The sequence below is a fragment of the Thermodesulfobacteriota bacterium genome, assembly GCA_034189135.1.
In the GTDB taxonomy this organism is placed as follows: Bacteria; Desulfobacterota; Desulfobacteria; order Desulfobacterales; family JAUWMJ01; genus JAUWMJ01.
The window spans coordinates 92,318-111,344 of sequence record JAXHVO010000129.1 but is presented as its reverse complement, the minus strand read 5'-3'; the positions used below and the strand labels follow the sequence as shown (position 1 = coordinate 111,344).

At 43.4% G+C, this 19,027-nt stretch carries 14 protein-coding genes; 8 read left to right on the top strand and 6 right to left on the bottom strand.

Going from position 1 to position 19,027, the window contains the following annotated elements; translation table 11 throughout:
* The first annotated feature begins 312 nt into the window (after positions 1-312).
* On the top strand, positions 313-2,184 hold the full coding sequence (gene recD, locus SWH54_19165; protein ID MDY6793393.1) for an exodeoxyribonuclease V subunit alpha: 1,872 nt from the start codon (positions 313-315) through the stop codon (positions 2,182-2,184).
* Between the two features lie 9 nt (positions 2,185-2,193).
* On the opposite strand, the gene pgi is transcribed toward recD, so the two are convergent.
* The 6 genes from pgi to SWH54_19135 form a co-directional block, all read right to left on the bottom strand.
* Positions 2,194-3,816, bottom strand: a complete 1,623-nt coding sequence (pgi, locus tag SWH54_19160; protein MDY6793392.1) for a glucose-6-phosphate isomerase — start codon at positions 3,814-3,816, stop codon at positions 2,194-2,196.
* Between the two features lie 10 nt (positions 3,817-3,826).
* Positions 3,827-4,462 carry an ABC-type transport auxiliary lipoprotein family protein gene (locus SWH54_19155; GenBank protein ID MDY6793391.1) on the bottom strand — a complete coding sequence of 212 codons (636 nt, stop codon included), beginning with the start codon at positions 4,460-4,462 and terminating at the stop codon, positions 3,827-3,829.
* Positions 4,463-4,477: 15 nt separating this feature from the next.
* On the bottom strand, positions 4,478-5,425 hold the full coding sequence (locus SWH54_19150) for an MlaD family protein (protein MDY6793390.1): 948 nt from the start codon (positions 5,423-5,425) through the stop codon (positions 4,478-4,480).
* A 146-nt stretch (positions 5,426-5,571) separates the two neighbouring features.
* Positions 5,572-6,330: an ATP-binding cassette domain-containing protein gene (locus SWH54_19145; protein ID MDY6793389.1), complete on the bottom strand. Its 759-nt coding sequence runs from the start codon at positions 6,328-6,330 to the stop codon at positions 5,572-5,574.
* Between the two features lie 9 nt (positions 6,331-6,339).
* Entirely contained in the window at positions 6,340-7,482 is a 1,143-nt protein-coding gene (locus SWH54_19140) for an MlaE family lipid ABC transporter permease subunit (protein ID MDY6793388.1), read from the bottom strand.
* Positions 7,483-8,060: 578 nt separating this feature from the next.
* Positions 8,061-10,241 carry an acetate--CoA ligase family protein gene (locus SWH54_19135; GenBank protein MDY6793387.1) on the bottom strand — a complete coding sequence of 727 codons (2,181 nt, stop codon included), beginning with the start codon at positions 10,239-10,241 and terminating at the stop codon, positions 8,061-8,063.
* Between the two features lie 323 nt (positions 10,242-10,564).
* Between SWH54_19135 and SWH54_19130 the strand changes: the two genes are divergently transcribed.
* The 7 genes from SWH54_19130 (at position 10,565) to uvrC (ending at position 19,011) form a co-directional block, all read left to right on the top strand.
* Positions 10,565-11,335, top strand: coding sequence for a gamma-glutamyl-gamma-aminobutyrate hydrolase family protein (locus SWH54_19130; GenBank protein ID MDY6793386.1), 771 nt, complete (start codon positions 10,565-10,567; stop codon positions 11,333-11,335).
* A 95-nt stretch (positions 11,336-11,430) separates the two neighbouring features.
* Positions 11,431-12,039, top strand: coding sequence for a hypothetical protein (locus SWH54_19125; GenBank protein ID MDY6793385.1), 609 nt, complete (start codon positions 11,431-11,433; stop codon positions 12,037-12,039).
* Between the two features lie 4 nt (positions 12,040-12,043).
* Positions 12,044-12,631 carry a hypothetical protein gene (locus tag SWH54_19120; GenBank protein ID MDY6793384.1) on the top strand — a complete coding sequence of 196 codons (588 nt, stop codon included), beginning with the start codon at positions 12,044-12,046 and terminating at the stop codon, positions 12,629-12,631.
* Between the two features lie 145 nt (positions 12,632-12,776).
* Positions 12,777-13,244 carry a 2-C-methyl-D-erythritol 2,4-cyclodiphosphate synthase gene (gene ispF, locus SWH54_19115; GenBank protein ID MDY6793383.1) on the top strand — a complete coding sequence of 156 codons (468 nt, stop codon included), beginning with the start codon at positions 12,777-12,779 and terminating at the stop codon, positions 13,242-13,244.
* 211 nt (positions 13,245-13,455) lie between these two features.
* Positions 13,456-14,895: a cysteine--tRNA ligase gene (gene cysS, locus SWH54_19110; GenBank protein MDY6793382.1), complete on the top strand. Its 1,440-nt coding sequence runs from the start codon at positions 13,456-13,458 to the stop codon at positions 14,893-14,895.
* Between the two features lie 239 nt (positions 14,896-15,134).
* Complete coding sequence (gene uvrB / locus SWH54_19105) at positions 15,135-17,144, top strand: excinuclease ABC subunit UvrB (protein ID MDY6793381.1); 2,010 nt, start codon at positions 15,135-15,137, stop codon at positions 17,142-17,144.
* The gene (gene uvrC, locus SWH54_19100) at positions 17,125-19,011 is read left to right on the top strand and encodes an excinuclease ABC subunit UvrC (GenBank protein MDY6793380.1); all 1,887 of its coding nucleotides are present in this window, start codon (positions 17,125-17,127) and stop codon (positions 19,009-19,011) included. Before uvrB ends, uvrC begins: the two co-directional genes overlap by 20 nt.
* The last annotated feature ends 16 nt before the right edge of the window (positions 19,012-19,027 follow it).

The following is a 19,027-nucleotide window of genomic DNA, read 5'->3' as shown; positions in this document are numbered from 1 at the left end:
AAATGGATTTGGTCGCAGAACAGTAATTTTAACACAATAATACCCCTTAAGGGGTTATCAGTATCGATGCCCTTATAGGGCTTTATGCAAGCCTCCGGCTGGGCCGGAGGTCATGACTTTAGCGCTAACTCGCCTTGTTCAATATCCGACGATTGAATTTGAAATGATCTGCCCGAAGGGCTTAGGTTTATTTCTTTTCGCCTTTCTCAGCGAAAAGGAATAAGATGAAACACTCTGTGATCTCTGTGTCTCGAATGAGCGGAGCGAATGGGCGGTTAAAAAGAACTATTAATTTCGTGATGATAAAAGTTAATGTATAACATGAATAAGGAACCAATAACATACTTATATGAAATAGGAATTATATCCAAAGTGGATATTCATTTTGCAAATTTCATTACCGGCCTTTGCAAAGCAAAAGATGCTGAAGTTTTGATTGGAGCGGCATTGGTGAGCAGCGCCACCGCAAAAGGTAATATATGTCTTGACCTTGGATCGGTGACTGCAGGACAGAGGGAAACATATCATAACGTCGAATGGCCTTCGGTGTTTCCCAAACTTGAGGTATGGCTGGAAAAATTGAGAAACAGCCCGGTGGTGGGAACGCCTGGAGAATTTTGTCCACTGATACTGGACAAAAATAACAGGCTGTATCTTTATCGCTACTGGGAGTATGAAAAAACACTGGCGGAATTAATCCGCAGACGCGTTAAAGAAGATATAACGGATATTGATACATCATTACTAAAGGAAAGTTTACAAAGGCTTTTCCCGGAAAAATCGGAAAAGGATATCAACTGGCAGAAGGTGTCTGCCATGACCGCGGTGATGAAAAGATTTTGTGTCATTACCGGAGGACCGGGTACAGGTAAGACCTATACGGTGGCAAAGATATTATCCATTTGGCTAGAGCAGGCCAGAGGAAAAAAACTGCGTATATTTCTTTGCGCACCCACCGGTAAGGCGGCGGCAAAGCTGGGAGAATCGATTAAAAAGGCAAAGCAGGAAATAAATTGCCGGGAGACCATTAAACAGGCAATACCGGTTCAAACCTATACCATTCACAGAATGCTACGGCCCCTACCGGGGTCACCTTATTTTGGCTATCATGCGGAAAATCCGCTTCCTGCAGATGTGGTGATTGTAGATGAAGCCTCCATGGTAGACCTTGCGCTCATGTCCAAGCTGATTTCGTCAATTCCGATGACAGCCACCTTGATTCTTATGGGAGACAGGGATCAACTGGCTTCGGTTGAAGCCGGATCGGTACTGGGCGATATATGCCACCGAAATAACATGGAAATATTTTCCCAAGAGTATGCCAAAACCATAGAGGTAATCGCCGATGAAAAGATTAATACCTCAATCCAGCTGCATGAAAAGGGGCAGGGTTTAGCAGACGGTATCGTTGTTCTAAAGAAAAGCCTGAGATTTAACCAAACCGGTAAAATTCAACAATTAAGTCATGCAGTGAACCATGGGGACAGGAAATCGTTTTTTGTTATGCTGAAAAATAATGAGGGCAGGGGGATTCAATGGGAAGAGCTTAAAGCCTCAACTGATAAACACAGCATAATCGCCGGCAAAATCGTTGAGGGTTATGCTGGGTATCTGATGGCGCACGATCCATATACAGCGCTGGAACGGTTTAACCGATTTAAATTATTGTGCGCCATGAAAGTGGGACGTTACGGCGCATTCAGCTTAAACAGACTGGCCGAAGAGGTACTCATCCAGAAAAAACTAATCACCATGGATATGGCAAATGATTACCCATGGTACCAAGGAAGGCCGGTACTGATTACCAAAAACGACTACAGCCTCGGCCTTTTTAACGGTGATATGGGAATCGCCATGAAGGATCCAACAGAAGGCAGCAGTAAACTATATGTTTTCTTTGCCGAAGCATCGGGGGAGGTAAAAAGATATTCACCATACAGAATCAAGGAGCATGAAACGGCTTATGCAATGACCGTCCACAAAAGCCAGGGGTCTGAATTTGATCATGTGTGCCTTGTTTTTCCCGACAAAGACTATCCGGTTTTAACCAGAGAACTGGTTTATACTGGAATCACCCGCGCAAGAAAAAGCGTGTTATTGTGGGGAAGTGAGTCTGTTTTTACCACTGCGATTTCCCGAAAAATACAAAGAACATCAGGGCTTAGGGATGCACTTTGGGGATGAGCGGGCGCATTAAATTTTTCCTGAAAATAAGCAATCCAGATAAAATCGGTTGATGGAATCATACCCTTTGAAGTGGTAGGTTTCGTTTTCATTCTTCATTTTAATATCATTTCTAATGCCGGATGCCATTGTTTTTCCCAATTCCACGCCAAACTGGTCAAAGGGGTTGATTCCCCATATAAATGCTTCAAACACGGTTTTTGCTTCGTAAAAGGCAAGAAGACGGCCGACATTTTCCGGGGAGAGATCATTGAGCAGAATGGTTGACGAAGGCCGGTTACCGGAAAAACATCTGGCCCTGTCGGTTGAATCTTTTCCCACAGCAAGGGCCATGGGTTGTGAAATAAGATTCGCCCACAGTTCCTGATGGTTGGTCACCCCCCTTGATTTGCTTTGGTACTTCATATATTGGGGGGTGACCACTCCGATGAAATCGATCGGAAAAGGTCGCCCCTGGTGTGCAAGCTGAAAGAATGAATGCTGTGCATTTGTACCGGGTTCACCAAAAATAATCTGGCCGGTATGGATATCAAGGGGTATACCATCCATCTGAACCGATTTGCCGTTGCTTTCCATGTTGAGCTGTTGGATATGGGGTGCAAGCTTACACAAAGGGGTGGCGTATGGAATAATCCCTTGGGCCGGGTATGCCAGAAAATTATTGTTCCATACTGAAATAAGGGCGGCAATCAGTGGAAGATTCTCTCTGTCCGGAGCATGGTTTGTATGAAGGTCCATCTCATGCGCACCTTTTAAGAAACGCTCAAAAACATCATATCCAAGATAGAGGCTGAGGGGAACTCCGCCCACTGCAGAAGTGACGCTGTACCTTCCGCCTATAAAATCAAACATGTGGAAAGAGTCAACAACCGGAGCTGCCGGGTCATCACCTGGACTTCCCTTGCTGGTCACCGTAATAAAATGTTTGGAGGGATCCAGCCCGTTTTCTTGCATGAATAGGCGAGCCTGGTTGGCATTGGCCATGGTTTCTGCTGTGGTATAGCTTTTGGAAATGACTATCCATAGCGTGGTTTCCGGGTTTATGCGGGATACGATTTGAGCGAAATTGTGGATATCCACGTTTGCCAGATAGTGTATGTTCATGTTTTCAACTGCGTATGACTCCAGGGCGCTGGAAACAAATTCGGTTCCCAGATAGGATCCCCCGATACCTATCACCACCAGATGTTCAAACGACTTACCGGTCGAACTTTTTATTTTTTCGCTAAGTACTTTTGATGAAAATGTTTTAATTTCATCTCTTACCTTTTTTATATCAGGCATCACATCCATTCCATCCACCATCACCGGTTCATTGCTAAAACTTCTGGATGCCGTGTGAAGTGCGGCCCTGCTTTCTGTGATGTTTACCTTTTGCCCGGTTACCATGGAATGAAACGTTTTGCTTATTTTTCTGGTACTTGACAGTTCAAACAAAAGGTCCATGGCGGTTTCATCCACCCGTTGGCGGGAAAAATCAAAAAAAATTCCGCCACCGGTGACAGAAAAGTTTTTTAACCGGTCTTTTTTTTGCAACAGAATTTTTAAATGATTTTTCGCATCATTTATATCGGTCGCATGCTGCTCCAATTTTTTCCACACGGGGGTTTCACTGATTTTTTCAGCGGACATTTTATATTCCTTAATTTGGGTTCAATTTTGCCAGAGACTGATATACGTCGGTAATGATCATTTCAGATATTTTGGCCATGGCTTTGCTCATTGCAGTTGCAATGGCCCGCGGGTTTTTTCGATTGCATTTTTCTTTTGCACTGTAATTTTTTTGAAAAACAATACGTTTGCTGATATCCGTTTCATTTTCTTTAATTAAAGTAATACTGACAGAAAGCACCGCCTTCCATGAGTACTTTTCGTCTTTTTCAAAAAATTCGTCCACACTGCCGGAAATCATATGTGAGGAAGAAAACCTGGAACCGGGCTCAAATATTGCTTTAAAAAGGGCCGACCTTTTTAAATCCCTTGATAGAAAAAAGGTAACCATATCTCCCGGATTGGCGCGCCATTTATGATAGTTATAGACATTTAGCTTAAAGGGCCTGGTTTCATAAATCATATTGTTCGAATTGTAGATAGGCGAAACCGAAAAGCGTTCCGTGCGCAGCACAAGGGGAAGTGGCGTTAAATCAGCAAATGGGCTCAATTCGTATTCAAGAGTATAGTAGTCTATGGTAACCGGGGGATGTTGTTGGCCGATACATCCCACCAGTATCAGTAAAATGATAAAAATCAGAAAAGTTGATATCATGTTTTTTTTCATGGAAACATCTCCAGATTAATGTTCTTGCTGTTCTGCTTCAACCTTCCTTGGCGGAAGGGGATCTCCGAAGATAAGCCGTGAAGGCTGATCGGCAATGACTTCCAAAGACTTGCTTAAACTTTCACTCGCTTTTTCGATATTTTGCAAGGTGACAATAAGATGAAGCATAAGCTTGTTGATGCTACTATCGGTATTCTTTATCAGTCCGGCGGCTTCCGCTACCATTAAGTTTGCATTTTTCATCGATTGATTGAATTCGGCAATGGCCTGAGAAAGTTCTTTTTCATTGGCTGAAATTAGATGATCGGTATTCGCCGAAAGGGCATTGAAAGATGCGGCCGCTTTATCAACGGAAATAAGCGCCCGGTCGAAGGTATCCAGGGAGGTTTTAATGGAAGAGGATAGTTCCTCCATCTTGAGATTGGCGGCTGCCAGTTTTATTTCATCAAGAGTCGATTTAATGCCGCTGGATATTCCCGGAATATCAAGAGAATTAATCTGCTTTAACACATCGGATATTCCTCCGATAAGCTGTTTTATTTCTGAAGGCTTGGTAGCGATCACGGGATATTGGAAACCAAGCTCAGGTTGCAAAGATATACTCCGATCTTCCATTTTTTTTTGATCGAGTTCCACAAACATGATTCCGGTAATACCGACAGACTTAAGTTGCGCGATCAGTTCCTCTGCAGGTCTAAATTCGGTTTCCATTTTTAAAACAACTTGAATCAATGTCGAATCCGCTGCAACAGATATGCTTTTAACCCTGCCGACGGATACGCCTCTGTATTTTACCGGTGAATCCTTGTCGAGCCCCTGCACGGATTCATCAAAAAAAGCAATGTAATACTGTCCTTTTTCAAAATAATGGGACATGCCCAGCCATACAATGGACACAAACGATATAACAAGTCCAACAATGACGAAAAGACCCACGGCGAATTTGGTTTTTTGAGAAGTCATAGTTTATTTCCTGTTATTCAAGATATAACGGCGTTAAAAAAAAGCTCAATTGGGACGGTTTGATAACCCGCCGCAGATCAAATTCCCCCGCTAAAAAACGGCAGGATAAAAATGCATGTCCCGCTGAACAGAAAGCGGGAGACCTTTTAAGAAACCGTGGTTTTTCTGTTAAAAAATTGCCTCACTATGGGGATTTGACTGTGATCCCTTAGATATGCCGGATCTCCTTCGGCAATGATTCCTTGGGAACTTTTATCAAGCATGATCACCCGTTGGGCAACCCCAAAGATACTGTCCAGTTCATGGGTGACGATCACCATGGTGGTGCCGATACTTTTATTGATATGCAAAATAAGTTCGTCTATTTCGGCTGAAGTAACCGGGTCTAGTCCGGCTGACGGTTCATCAAGGAATAAAATTTTCGGATTAAGTGCCATGGCCCTTGCAAGACCGGCTCTTTTTTTCATTCCACCACTGAGTTCAGCAGGCATATGGTTTTCATAGCCCCTTAAATTTACCATGTCCAGCTTCATGCCGACCAGGGAATGAACAGCATCAGGTGCAAGGCCCGAGTATTCTTCAATCGGGAGCCCGACATTTTCTTCAATTGTCATGGAACCGAAAAGAGCGCTGCCCTGGAAAAGAACGCCTATTTTTGTCAATGCGTGGTGTAAAGAAGCCTCGTCATCCGAGGTGATGTCTGCACCATCGATCCATACATTCCCTGAAAAAGGCTCATTGAGCCCGATCATGTGTCTCAACAGGGTGCTCTTGCCGCATCCGCTGCCGCCTAAAATGACCAGCACTTCTCCGGCAAAAACATCAAAACTGACATCGTGAAGAATCACATCCTCACCGTATCGCGCAGTCAGTTTCCTGACTTTGATAATCGCATTATTTCCCATAAAACACTATCACAGCAAACTGCGAACGACCGCAAAAAACGAATCAAAAAGAATAATTAAAAAAATACTGCTCACCACCGCAGAGGTGGCGGCATTTCCCACTGCATCGGACCCCCCTCTGGTCTGGAATCCTCTCAGGCATCCGATCCAGGCAATAAGAGCCGCAAAAATCATACTCTTGGACAGTCCCCATACGACTTCAAAAAGAGTCAGTGTTTTTAGAGTTTGGGCGATATATGAGGTTGTAGTCAGATCGAGCACGGAGATACCCACTAAAAGTCCACCTGCAATGGCGAAGATATCGGCAAAAAGAGTTAACAGCGGAACAACAATAATCAATGCCACTATTCTGGGTACAGCCAAAAAGAGCGTGGGAGAAAACCCCATGATAAACAGCGCATCGACTTCTTCGGAAATTTTCATGGTTCCGATCTCTGCGGCAAAGGCGGAACCGGATCTACCGGCAACCACAATCGCCGTCATGATCGGTCCCAGTTCTGAAACCATGGCTATAGATACCAGAGAGGCGACATAGATATTTGCACCAAACTGCTCAAGTTGAAGAGACGACATAAAGGCCATGACCGCGCCCAGCAGAAAGCTGATTAGAGCAACAATCGGAATCGCATTCACCCCTGTTTTTTCCATACAGGAAATGGTATCGTTTAAACGCAACGATTTTGGATGAAACAAGACCTGAACAAAAGAAAGAATAACAGATCCCAAAAAGGAAATCATATATCGGACATTAAATAAAGTTTGCAGGGTGATTTCGCCTGAACTGGTAACGAAATTTGATGAATCCTTGCTGGTTAAAGAAGTCTGTTTTTGCTCCGTATCGAAGTTAACAATGGAAAGAATGTTTTTGGTGTTGGGGTGGACATGAACAAGGTTGAACTCACCATTAGCGGCCAAAACGATTTTCTTTAATTCAAAAAGAATCAGCGCACCAAAATCGTCAAAATAAGAAACCTGATCCAGATCGATGGTAACAAAACGCCAGGATTTGGCTTTGACTTCGTCCGGGAGTTTTTTCAGGATGGATGGGGTGGTTTCAACATCGATTCTTCCCAGTAAGCAAATGACTATGTGATCTTTTTCTTTTATGGATATTTGGTACGAGCCGGATGATAATTGCTCTAATTTTGTCATGTATGACCTGGGAAGTTGTGGGATTCAGGTATTAAGCGTACAAAAATCATGCGGTAGCATAATGTCGTTCGCTTAAGCAAATTTTCAATACATTGGTGAATATCGAATACTGAACAAGAAATATCGAACAGTCGAACGAATGAAAAACACAGCAAAATTCAACATTCCCTGTCCGGTGTGCCGGGATTCAATAATCACTTAAGTCAATGGAATTAAGTTGCCAAGAACCAAAAAAATTGGCTGTCAAGCGGGTCATGAGCGTCTGGTACATGATATTGTGTTTAATAAATACTCATGTATTTTGTCAAGCTTATCACAATCGTCAATACAATCCGGGAAATCCTTCCTTTTTTCACATTCCTTACAGGGGCTTTTAACCAGGTAGCCGACTTCAAAATCGAATCTGAATTTAGGGGATGTATTTATTGGCAGATATTTCATAATTACATCAAGGATATCACAGCACATTGAATAAAGCAAGGTATTCAACCAAATCCAAAACCGCCAAGCCAGCACCTGAGCAGCCTTATAACCTAACGATAAAATCAAATATAAAATAAGCACTGTTTACTGCCCGGCTAAGTACAGTCTAAAAACCGCTGGTATTGGTACATTTTGGAAAATGCCTTTACCGCCCTTTCCGGTGTCTGATAGAATAGAGGTTTAAAGGGACTATCTTTTACGGCAAAAACGGTTTGATCATTCTCGTCGGTGAGCAGGCTGACTCCATATACCGGCTTTTTATGAATTTCCATCAGCTTTGCAATGTGTTCAATATATTGGTTTTCAAATTCGGCAAGGGTGGCATTTACTGAGTCAAGAAATTCGGCTGAATAAGACGGGTCTGATTTAAGCACGGAATCGGTAAAATCCTCAATGAAAATTCGCCTGCCCACTATCCCAAGATTAATCACCGCATCACAGCCATCCCATTTTAACAGTTCTTCTATTACGGTTATGGGTATGGAAGTATCATTTTCTCCCACCAGATCCACCGGGTTCGCCCTGCTCCAGTAAGTCGGAAGTATTTTGTCTATTTGCTCTATCAATTCAGGGGAAAGTGAAGGAACTTCAAGATCGAATTGAGAACAAAGATCGGCTGTTACCACTCCCCAGCCCCCGCCCAGGGTCATGATTGCCGCACGATTGCCCTTTGGTAGAGGCAGAGAAGAGAATGCAGCGGCAAGATCTAAAAGATCCATGGGTTGCTCAACTTTAACAATACCGGCCTGACGGCATACCGCATCAAATATTTTTGTATCAGTGGTTAATGCGCCGGTGTGACTCGATGCGGCCTTATTTCCTGCACGGCTCTGGCCCCCTTTTAATAAAACAACCGGTTTCTTTTTTCCCAACCGTCTTGCACTTTGAAAAAATCTGCGACCGTTCTTTACACTTTCCACATAGAGCATGATCGTATTGGTTAAGGGATCGATTTCAAAACCATCCAGAAAATCCTCTATGGTTACCATCCCTTCGTTGCCTGAACCGCAAAAACCGCGGATACCAATGCCCTGTTGATCTGCAAAGGCAAGTAGCTGTACTCCCATATTCCCTGATTGGGACACGACCGCGGTTGAGCCCGGCATGGGCTTCACCGGAGAACCGGTACAATAAAAATCTGCATGGGGATTACATATACCCATTGTATTTGGACCCAGCACCAGTATGCCGGCAGCCTCGGCTTTTTTTACCAGATCTTTTTCCAGCTTCCTTCCCTCTTGGCCGATTTCAGCAAAACCGGATGTGATCAGCAGCATATTTTTAATATTTTTATGTTTGAATTGCGGGATCAGTTCCAGCACCCCGGAGGCAGGAATGGTCACCACCGCCAGGTCGATGTCATCGGGAATTTCTGAAACCGATTTATAAACCCGATGGCCTGCAATCGTTCCTCCTTTTGGGTTTACCAGAAACAATTTTCCCTTAAAACCACCGGTGGCAGTATTTATCAACAATGTATAGCCCCATTTTCCGATTTGAGCAGATGCTCCGACAAATGCAATGGAATCAGGATAAAAGATGGATCGTATTAAGAGCGGATCGACTGCGGGCAGGTATTCTTTTTGCTTTTTATGGTTTTCCATCAGTACCAGGGCGTCAACCGCACAGACGCTGCCGTCGGCAGATATAATCAACGGGTTGATGTCGATTTCAGAAACCTCCGGATGCGCCATGCCGATTCGAGAAAGGCCCAGCAAGGTATCCACCAACCGGTCACGGTCAACGGCATTTTCACCTCTGAAATTTCCCAGCAGAGAATGGGTTTTGATTTCATTGAGCATTTGCTTTGCATCTGTTTCCGTTAGGGGTGCAATTCTAAAGGTCACATCAGACAGGGCTTCGGCAAACACGCCTCCGGTACCGAACATAACCACCGGCCCGAATTGATCATCGTGAAACAGACCGGCCACCAACTCTCGTTTCCCTTTGAGTTGTGGCTGGATCAAAAAGCCTTCCAGGCTGTTTCCTCCTTTTTCAGCAATGGAGATGACAGCATTTTCCACGGACTGAGAGTCAGTCAAATTCAGGTGGACCAGGCCCAGTTCGGTTTTGTGGAGCAGATTGGCACCGAGTCCCTTAACCACCACCGGGAAGCCGATTTTTTGCGCAGCTTTAACTGCTTCATCTTTATTTGATACAACGGTGTCTTTGATGACCGGAATGTGAAATTTTTTAAGAAATTGCTTTGATTCTGATTCAGATAATGCCTTATGGCTTGTTTTTATAGTCTTTTTTATCAGCTTAGCGATGTCCATTCATTCTCCTCTTGAAATATATTTCGCTGCAAACCCGTTTCATTCATTGAATCCACTGTTTGGCTAACTTTAACAAAACACCAATGTAAAGTAAACAGCGATATCTCCCTAAATCCCGAATTTTTAACTCTTTATGGCATAAAATACCATATTGACAATAATGTATCGATACAGTATTTCAATGCCTCTTTGTTGTAAGAGAATATAAATCATGCTGGCTCTTCATTACCACTGCATATCGGGATTCAACTCCTGGTAAAACGGACAATGCATACCAAAGCAAAACAGAGGGAAAAGCCAGTAAAAACCAAAAGGTGTATTTATTGATAGCATCAACGATATCCGGCCATCCGGCTCCAGTAATCGGTATTCCCGGATACTGGCATGAAAGTGAAGATATTCTGGGAAATCAATCCACGGCCGTGCCGGACAGCTATATTCGCGCACTGCTTAAAGTTGACGCCATACCGCTTATCCTACCGGTCATTCAGTCCCGTAAGATTCTGAAACAATTATTTCAAATGATTGACGGTTTGCTGTTGATTGGCGGACCCGACCTTGATCCCGTTCACTATCACCAGTCCGCGCATAAGGGACTGCGCAAGGTGACACCTGCCAGAGACAGCATGGAAATCCAGGTGTCTCACTGGGCGCTGGAAGCCGATCTCCCCATCATGGCCATATGCCGTGGTATCCAGGTGTTGAACGTTGTTGCAGGTGGAACACTCTGGCAGGATATTGCCTCCCAGTTACCCCATGCCGCCAAGCATGACTATTATCCCGATTATCCGAAAGATTTACTGTCTCATACCGTAAAAATGCTGCCGGGCAGCCGACTGGCTGAAATTATCGGTGAAGGCGACGCATCGGTTAACAGCCTTCACCACCAGGCCATTGACAAACTGGGTCAAGGTCTTCACGCCGTGGCGCATGCACCGGATGGGATTATTGAGGCTGTCGAGGGAATCGATGCCAGCTGGATTGTCGGTGTGCAGTGGCATCCGGAGTGGTTGATAGAAAGTGACCATCGTATGGTCACCTTGTTTAAATACTTTGGCGAGGCCTGCTCTAAAAACGACCACGCATATCGCTGACAGGATAATGGCCGTATCCATGGCGACAGAGCGACTGCCGTTAAGTGATTTTTTCACCTAAAATGGAATCGGGTCATTGAAACCGGGTATTAAGCATGATTCATTTGGCACAAGCGCTAAACTCATTTTTGCAGGATGATGCTTTGGTGGAGATGTTTGCATCAGTGCTTGATCGGTTTGTTGAGAATGATGTCACCCATTATAACCACATCAGGGAAATTGCCGGTGACCATCTGACCGAAGTGCTGTTGGAGCTTTGGGGATGGAGGCTAATCATTCCGGTACGATCTGCAAAATGCGGGGAATGGGATTCCAGAATTCTGCTTGCTGAACCGGGAGAGTCCTATGAAATGCCCAATATTTCACGGATGCTGGTAAAGAACGCACGGTTGAGTGGGGTTTGGGACTCCAGGAAGGCCATTTATGATTTGTTCAGAGTGATGGATGAAGCGCAATGGGAAAAAATCCCGGATTTGGTCCTTGCCATAAAACGCGCTTGCACCTATTATACCGTTTCCGGCGCCGGCATCGGAGGGGCATGTTCTCGTAATGGACTGAAAAACAAAACAGGCCACATGATCGCCGTGCTCAAAGGTTCCGGTATTATCAGCCCAAAGCTGATGGCTTTTGCCGAAGTTGCCCGATCCTCATCCCCGGTGTATGAATACAACCCCAGCGTTTTTGCTGAACTGGGGGCTTTTTGAGATCATGAAGCAAGAGGCGCTCCGCACCCTTTTATATCGCCAATTTCCAGAATACGACGCCCGTCTGCTGGATTATTTTTTTGACCGGCATGCGGCTGGCACCACCCTTTCATATGAAGAGATTGACCTTGCCAGAGCTGAAAAAAACGACCTTATCCTGCTGGGATATCAACAACGGCTTCTTATTCCTTTAAAAACATCGGCAGGTCCTGCATGGGAAGAGCGAAACATTGATTTTGGCGCATACAGCACCTATATGATTGCTCCGGTGGTCAGGCAAATTCCGGTGGTATTCAGTAAAAAAGGATTTATTTGTTTGGAAACGCTATTAAACCTGATTTTTGCGGATTGGGGCGCTGAAGAGGTGAAAAAGCTTTCCCATCTTCTGGATATCATCATGACTCATAGTACCGGGTTTAAGTTTGAAACGGGACTCTTGAAACTGTTTTATGACCAACTTACCCTGAAATTTGATTTGCACCATACCATCGATCTGTTTGTTATCAACGGCATCATGAGCCCCTGTCCCCGGAAGTCGATAATGACAGGGCTGTCATGGTATGAAATCAGTCCTGCTCTGTTCTGGGGATAAAAGGACAAATGCACGTATCTTTTTTCTTAACTTCCAATCGTTAACCTTTACGGGCAAAACCGTTTATGTTATAAAAAATATCAATTTTACTGATAAAACCGATTTTGGGCGAATCCATCCACTCTATTTAACAACAGGATAATATATGCGAATCGGTACAGGATATGATGTACACCGTTTAATATCCGGGAGAAAACTTATTGTGGGCGGGGTGGTGATTCCTTTCGAAAAAGGACTCCTGGGGCATTCAGATGCGGATGTGCTGGTTCATTCGATCTGTGATGCACTTTTTGGCGCGGCAGGCTTGGGGGATATCGGGTTGTATTTTCCGCCCACGGATGAAAAATTTAAAGCGATTTCAAGCATTAAGCTGCTGGAAAAAACATATAAGCAAATTACCCAAAAGGGATTTAAGCTGGTAAATCTAGATTCCACTGTGATTGCTCAAGAGCCGAAAATTTCCCCTTTCAGGGAAAAGATGCAACAAAATATTGCCTTGGCTATGAATGTGGACCAAAACTGTATCAATATTAAAGCCACCACCACCGAAGGCCTCGGAATGTTCGGCAGGGGGGAAGGGATAGGTGCGATATGTGTCGCTTTAATTGAATAAAATGTTGAATATCGAATCACGCCATAGACGTGACAGAATTACGAAGGAAAACTTCGCCATTCGATATTCCTTGTTCGATATTCTGCGGTTCAAAACACGTTTGAAAATATGTTTATTTAAAAAGCAGAAAAGTAACCAAACTTTATTTAATAAATATGCAAACATTTAAGAATTCGCCGCAGGTGTATCTCAACATATAGGAAATATTAACATGACTATACAGATTTATAATACTTTAGGTAGAAAAAAAGAAACTTTCCAACCCATAGAAAAGGGAAGGGTGCGAATGTACGTCTGCGGCCCGACTGTTTATGATTCTTGCCATATCGGTCATGCAAGATCCGTGGTGGTTTTCGATGTGATGGCACGTTATCTCAGGTCACAGGGATATGAAGTCACTTATGTGAGAAATTTTACCGATGTGGATGATAAAATAATAAATAAAGCAAAAGAGCTTGGCATAGATTCAACAGAAGTTGCGGAAAAATATATAAACGAATTTTATACGGATATGGATGGGTTAAAGGTTGAAAGGGCGACCCTTGAACCCAGAGCCACAGAGCATATCGACGATATCATCCAACTTGTTGAAAAGCTAATAAAAAAAGGCTTGGCCTACCAGATAGATAGCGATGTTTATTTTGCCGTAGAGCTTTTTCCGGACTACGGGAAGCTTTCCAGTCGAAAACTTGAAGAGATGGAGGCAGGCGCCAGGGTTGATGTAGACAAAAGGAAGCGAAATCCTTTTGATTTTGCTTTATGGAAGTCTGCAAAACCTGGAGAGCCCTCATGGGAAAGTCCTTGGGGAAAAGGGAGACCCGGCTGGCATATCGAATGCTCCGCGATGATCTATGCCTTGCTTGGAGAAACAATTGATATTCATGGAGGCGGAAGAGATCTGACTTTTCCTCATCATGAAAACGAAATTGCCCAGTCCGAAGCAGCCTTTGGAAAACAATTTGTTAAATACTGGGTGCATAATGGGTTTATAAACATCGACCAGGAAAAGATGTCCAAATCTCTGGGGAATTTTCTGATGATAAAGGATGTATTGAAATCTTATCATCCGGAAGCCATTCGCCTGTTCCTGCTTTCCAATCATTATCGCAGTCCGATCGATTTTACCGATAAAGCGATGGATGAATCAAGCACCGGGCTCGATAAGATTTACAAAGTTCTCCAACGCATGGAAAAGAGAATCGGACCACCATTAAGTGAAAAATTTGAAGGCAACCAAGCCGTATGGAAGGATTTTTCCCATGCAATGAATGATGATTTTAACACTGCCCGTGGTACGGGTGTTCTTTTTGGCGCTGTACGTATGATCAACCGGTTGCTGGATGAAAAATCGGACAATCTCTCTGGTGAAGTTGAAAAAACCGTCAAATCCGGCCGGGCAGATATCCTTAAGATAGGCAGAATTCTCGGGATATTAACAGAATCGCCCCAAACGTACTTTGATAACAAAAAATCTTTCCGGCTTGGCAATACATCGTTTGATGCCGCCCAAGTAGATAAAATGGTTCAGGAGCGTTTTGCTGCCAGAAAGGCCAAAGACTGGGAAAAGGCGGATTTTATCAGAAAACAGCTTGAGGAAATGAATATCAAACTTGAAGATGGACCGGAGGGAACTGTCTGGAAGGTAAAGTGAAATGGATGTATCCGGGTTCTGAATGCCCGGCCTTGATTAACCCTGAAATGGATTTCATCTTGAACACCGCATGTTGCGAGTTACGTGTTGCGAGTTGTTAATCGAAAATAGTCCTTTATTTGATAACCCGTAACGCGAAACGCGCAACCCGTAACCCGTAACATCACTTTTCAAAATAAAAAACAACCAGCCGGTTGTGACCAGCAATAAATGACCGATTTTTTCGTGCCAAACACATCATGTCTTTATTTAAATTAGTTTCCGATTTCACCCCCAAGGGTGATCAGCCCAACGCCATAAAAGAATTAAGTAAAAATATTTTATGCGGAAAGCCACATAATGTTTTGCTTGGCGTCACCGGTTCCGGCAAGACATTCACCATGGCCAATGTAATTGATAGGGTGGAGAAACCGACTCTGGTGATTGCCCCGAACAAAACTTTAGCCGCCCAGCTATATAACGAATTCAAAATTCTCTTTCCGGAAAATGCGGTTGAGTATTTTGTCAGTTACTACGATTACTACCAGCCCGAAGCCTACATTCCTTCCAGTGATACGTATATTCAGAAAGATTCATCCATAAACGAAATGATCGATAAATTGCGTCACAGCGCAACGCGGTCCGTGCTTTCACGAAAGGATGTGATTGTCGTTGCCAGCGTTTCATGCATATTCGGAATAGGTGCCCCGGAAGACTATCTTTCCATGCGTATCAACATTGAAAATAATGAGGAGGTCAATCGAGACAGGATGTTGTCAGGCCTGGTTTCCATGCATTATGAAAGAAATGATTTTGATTTTCACAGAGGCGTTTTTAGAGTGAGGGGCGACCGTGTCGAGATATTCCCGGCATATGAAGAAAAAATGGCCATTCGCATCGATTTTTTTGGCGACCAGATAGAAGGCATTGCCCAAATCGATTCTCTTAGAGGCACGGTTATTAAAAAGCTTCAGGATGTGACTATATTTCCCGCCAGTCATTATGTTGCTCATAAATCCAGGTTAAAACAGGCGACTGAAACGATTGTAGAAGAGTTAAAGTCACGGATCGACTATTTCAGAAAAGAAAACAAGTTGATTGAAGCCCAGCGGATCGAAGAGCGAACCGATTTCGACCTTGAAATGATATCAGAACTTGGATATTGCAACGGAATAGAAAACTATTCCAGGCATTTAACTCAAAGGGCGGCAGGAGAACCCCCGCCAACGCTGCTAGACTATTTTCCCGATGATTTTCTGGTTTTTTTTGACGAGAGTCATATTGCCATGCCTCAACTGCGTGGCATGTACAAAGGAGATAGATCCCGCAAAAAAACCTTGGTGGAATATGGGTTCAGGTTGCCTTCTGCCCTGGATAACCGTCCCCTTAAATTTGAAGAATGCAAATCCAGAATTAAACAAACTGTCTATGTATCGGCCACTCCTGCGGATTACGAACTTAAAAAGGGAAAAAACGCTGTGGTTAAACAGATAGTGAGACCCACCGGTTTGATTGATCCGGAGATTGATGTCAGGAGTGCAATAAATCAGGTGGATGATCTTTACGAAGAAATTTTACTGCGTAAAAAAAATGGCCAAAGAGTTCTGGTCACCACCCTGACCAAGAGGATGGCGGAAGATCTTACGGAGTATTATTTTGATTTGGGAGTAAAGGTACGCTATCTTCACGCCGATATAAAAACTTTACAAAGAATGGATATCATTAAAGATCTTAGAACAGGCCAATTTGATGTGTTGATTGGCATCAATCTTCTTCGGGAAGGACTGGATATACCGGAAGTCTCACTGGTGGCCATATTGGATGCGGATAAAGAAGGTTTTTTGCGTTCAACAAGATCTTTGATTCAGACATGCGGGCGCGCTTCCAGAAATATTAACGGCAAAGTAATCATGTATGCTGAACACATGACAAAATCCATGAAAGAAGCCATTGATGAGATGAACCACCGCAGGGAAATCCAGGCTAATTTTAACCGGAGGCATAAGATTACCCCTGAAAGTATTAAAAAAGATATAGCCGAGGTGTTTTCTTTTGAGGATGATTTTAGCACCCCGGAAATAAGCATGGTGTCTGAAGATGTGGTCGGATTTGAATCTTTGGATAATTTAGATGATATCATCAAATCTTTGGATAAAGAGATGAAAAAAGCAGCCAAAGCCCTTAAATTTGAAGAAGCCGCCCAAATAAGAGATCAGATCAGACACCTGAAAGAAATGATTGTATTTGACAGTGAATTTAACACCAAATAAAAATCGAAAAACATCCGGTATCAAGGACCAATTATCAAGGGTTTCATCAGGTCCGGGTGTCTATCTCATGAAAGATACGGCAGGTACCATCATTTACATCGGCAAAGCGCGAAATCTTAAAAAAAGACTGGCCTCATATTTTATTAAACCCGTTCAGCCGGATATAAAAACAAGTGTGCTGGTAAAAAAAATTGAACGTTTTGATACCATAGTGACAATCAGCGAAAAAGAAGCGTTGATTCTCGAGTCGAATTTAATCAAGCGATACAAACCACGCTACAATGTTTTTTTAAAAGATGATAAGCGTTATCCTTCCATACGATTGGATACCACTCATCCCTATCCAAACCTCACTATTGTCCGTAAAATAAAGAAAGACGGATCCATGTATTTTGGACCGTTTGTTTCTTCTGCAGCAGTTCAACAAACCCTGAAGATGATCAATAAAACCTTCAAACTTCGCAAGTGCCACACCAGCGATTTTAAAACAAGAACCCGACCATGTCTCAACAGCCAAATGCAAAGATGTCTTGCCCCCTGCTGCAATGATATTGATAGAGATGTTTACGGGGAAATTGTCAGGGAAGTTATTCTGTTTTTAAAAGGAAGTACATGCGATCTCATACAGAAAGTAAAAAAAGAGATGATATCCGCAGCAGACAATCAGGATTATGAAACTGCTACCATGTTAAGGGATAAAATGTTTGCCTTAGAAAAGACGGTTGAAAAACAGGTGGTTGTTTCAACTGATTTTATTGACCGGGATGTGATAGGGATTGCCGGGTCCCATGAATTGACTCTCATCACTGTTTTGATTGTCCGCGGGGGGGTTCTGGTGGGAACTCGAAATTTTGTTTTCTGCGAAACCCTGTCAAGCCATGCTGAAACAATCGGAATATTTATCAGGCAGTACTATGAGAAAGAGCCTTTTATTCCCCAAGAAATACTTACCCCGATGCTGGTTGAAGATTCTGCCTTAATCGAGGAATGGTTAAAGAGCATCAAAGGGAAAAAAGTAAGTATTCTCTGGCCAAGAAGAGGTGAAAAGGCAAAGCTTATGGCGATGGCGGACAGGAATGCAGATATCGGTCTGAAAGAAGAGATGGCTTCCTTATCTGCCGATAGAAAAATTCTGGCCAGACTTCAGAAAAAAATAAAAATAAACCGACTGCCAAAGCGAATTGAATGTTTTGACAACTCCAACATATCAGGAAAGGAGCCGGTGGCGGGCATGGTTGTTTTTGAAAATGGAAAATCGAAAAAGTCGGCCTATCGACGTTATGCAATCAATACGGTTTCCAAACATAACGATTATGCTTACATGAATGAAGTGTTGAGAAGACGTTACGGCAAGGGAGAAAAATCAAAGCCTTTTCCAGACCTTTTGGTGGTGGATGGGGGAAAAGGTCAACTGAATATTGCCGTTTCAGTGGTTAAAGATCTCAACCTAGAGGGTAGATTTGATATTATCGGCATCGCTAAAAAAGATGAGAAAAGAGGAGAGGTACAGGATAAAATATATAAGCCCGGCAGAGTAAACCCGGTCAATTTTGCCAAACAAGGGGATCTGTTGCTTTTCCTGCAAAGAGTGAGGGATGAAGCGCACCGGTTTGCTATTTCTTTTCATCGAAAGCGCAGAGGAAAAACATCCATGCGGTCTGTGCTTGATACCATTCCGGGGATTGGAAAAAAGAGAAAACAAATACTGCTCAGGCATTTTAAAAGTATTACAAAAATAAGGTCAGCAAGCATCGAAGAATTGAGTGCTGTACCCGGCATAAGCTACAAAACAGCAGAGTCAGTAGCAAGTAAGCTGGGAGTCCGGGAAGCGATGAACGTCGAACATCCAACATTGAACATCGAATGATGAAATCGCTTCGCTC

What these genes read in the sequence shown, in the direction of transcription:
- recD (MDY6793393.1), top strand. Translation starts at nt 313, where the DNA reads ATGTATAACATGAATAAGGAACCAATAACATACTTATATGAAATAGGA.
- pgi (MDY6793392.1), bottom strand. Translation starts at nt 3,816, where the DNA reads ATGTCCGCTGAAAAAATCAGTGAAACCCCCGTGTGGAAAAAATTGGAG.
- SWH54_19135 (MDY6793387.1), bottom strand. Translation starts at nt 10,241, where the DNA reads ATGGACATCGCTAAGCTGATAAAAAAGACTATAAAAACAAGCCATAAG.
- SWH54_19125 (MDY6793385.1), top strand. Translation starts at nt 11,431, where the DNA reads ATGATTCATTTGGCACAAGCGCTAAACTCATTTTTGCAGGATGATGCT.
- SWH54_19145 (MDY6793389.1), bottom strand. Translation starts at nt 6,330, where the DNA reads ATGGGAAATAATGCGATTATCAAAGTCAGGAAACTGACTGCGCGATAC.
- SWH54_19140 (MDY6793388.1), bottom strand. Translation starts at nt 7,482, where the DNA reads ATGACAAAATTAGAGCAATTATCATCCGGCTCGTACCAAATATCCATA.
- ispF (MDY6793383.1), top strand. Translation starts at nt 12,777, where the DNA reads ATGCGAATCGGTACAGGATATGATGTACACCGTTTAATATCCGGGAGA.
- cysS (MDY6793382.1), top strand. Translation starts at nt 13,456, where the DNA reads ATGACTATACAGATTTATAATACTTTAGGTAGAAAAAAAGAAACTTTC.
- SWH54_19120 (MDY6793384.1), top strand. Translation starts at nt 12,044, where the DNA reads ATGAAGCAAGAGGCGCTCCGCACCCTTTTATATCGCCAATTTCCAGAA.
- SWH54_19155 (MDY6793391.1), bottom strand. Translation starts at nt 4,462, where the DNA reads ATGAAAAAAAACATGATATCAACTTTTCTGATTTTTATCATTTTACTG.
- uvrB (MDY6793381.1), top strand. Translation starts at nt 15,135, where the DNA reads ATGTCTTTATTTAAATTAGTTTCCGATTTCACCCCCAAGGGTGATCAG.
- SWH54_19150 (MDY6793390.1), bottom strand. Translation starts at nt 5,425, where the DNA reads ATGACTTCTCAAAAAACCAAATTCGCCGTGGGTCTTTTCGTCATTGTT.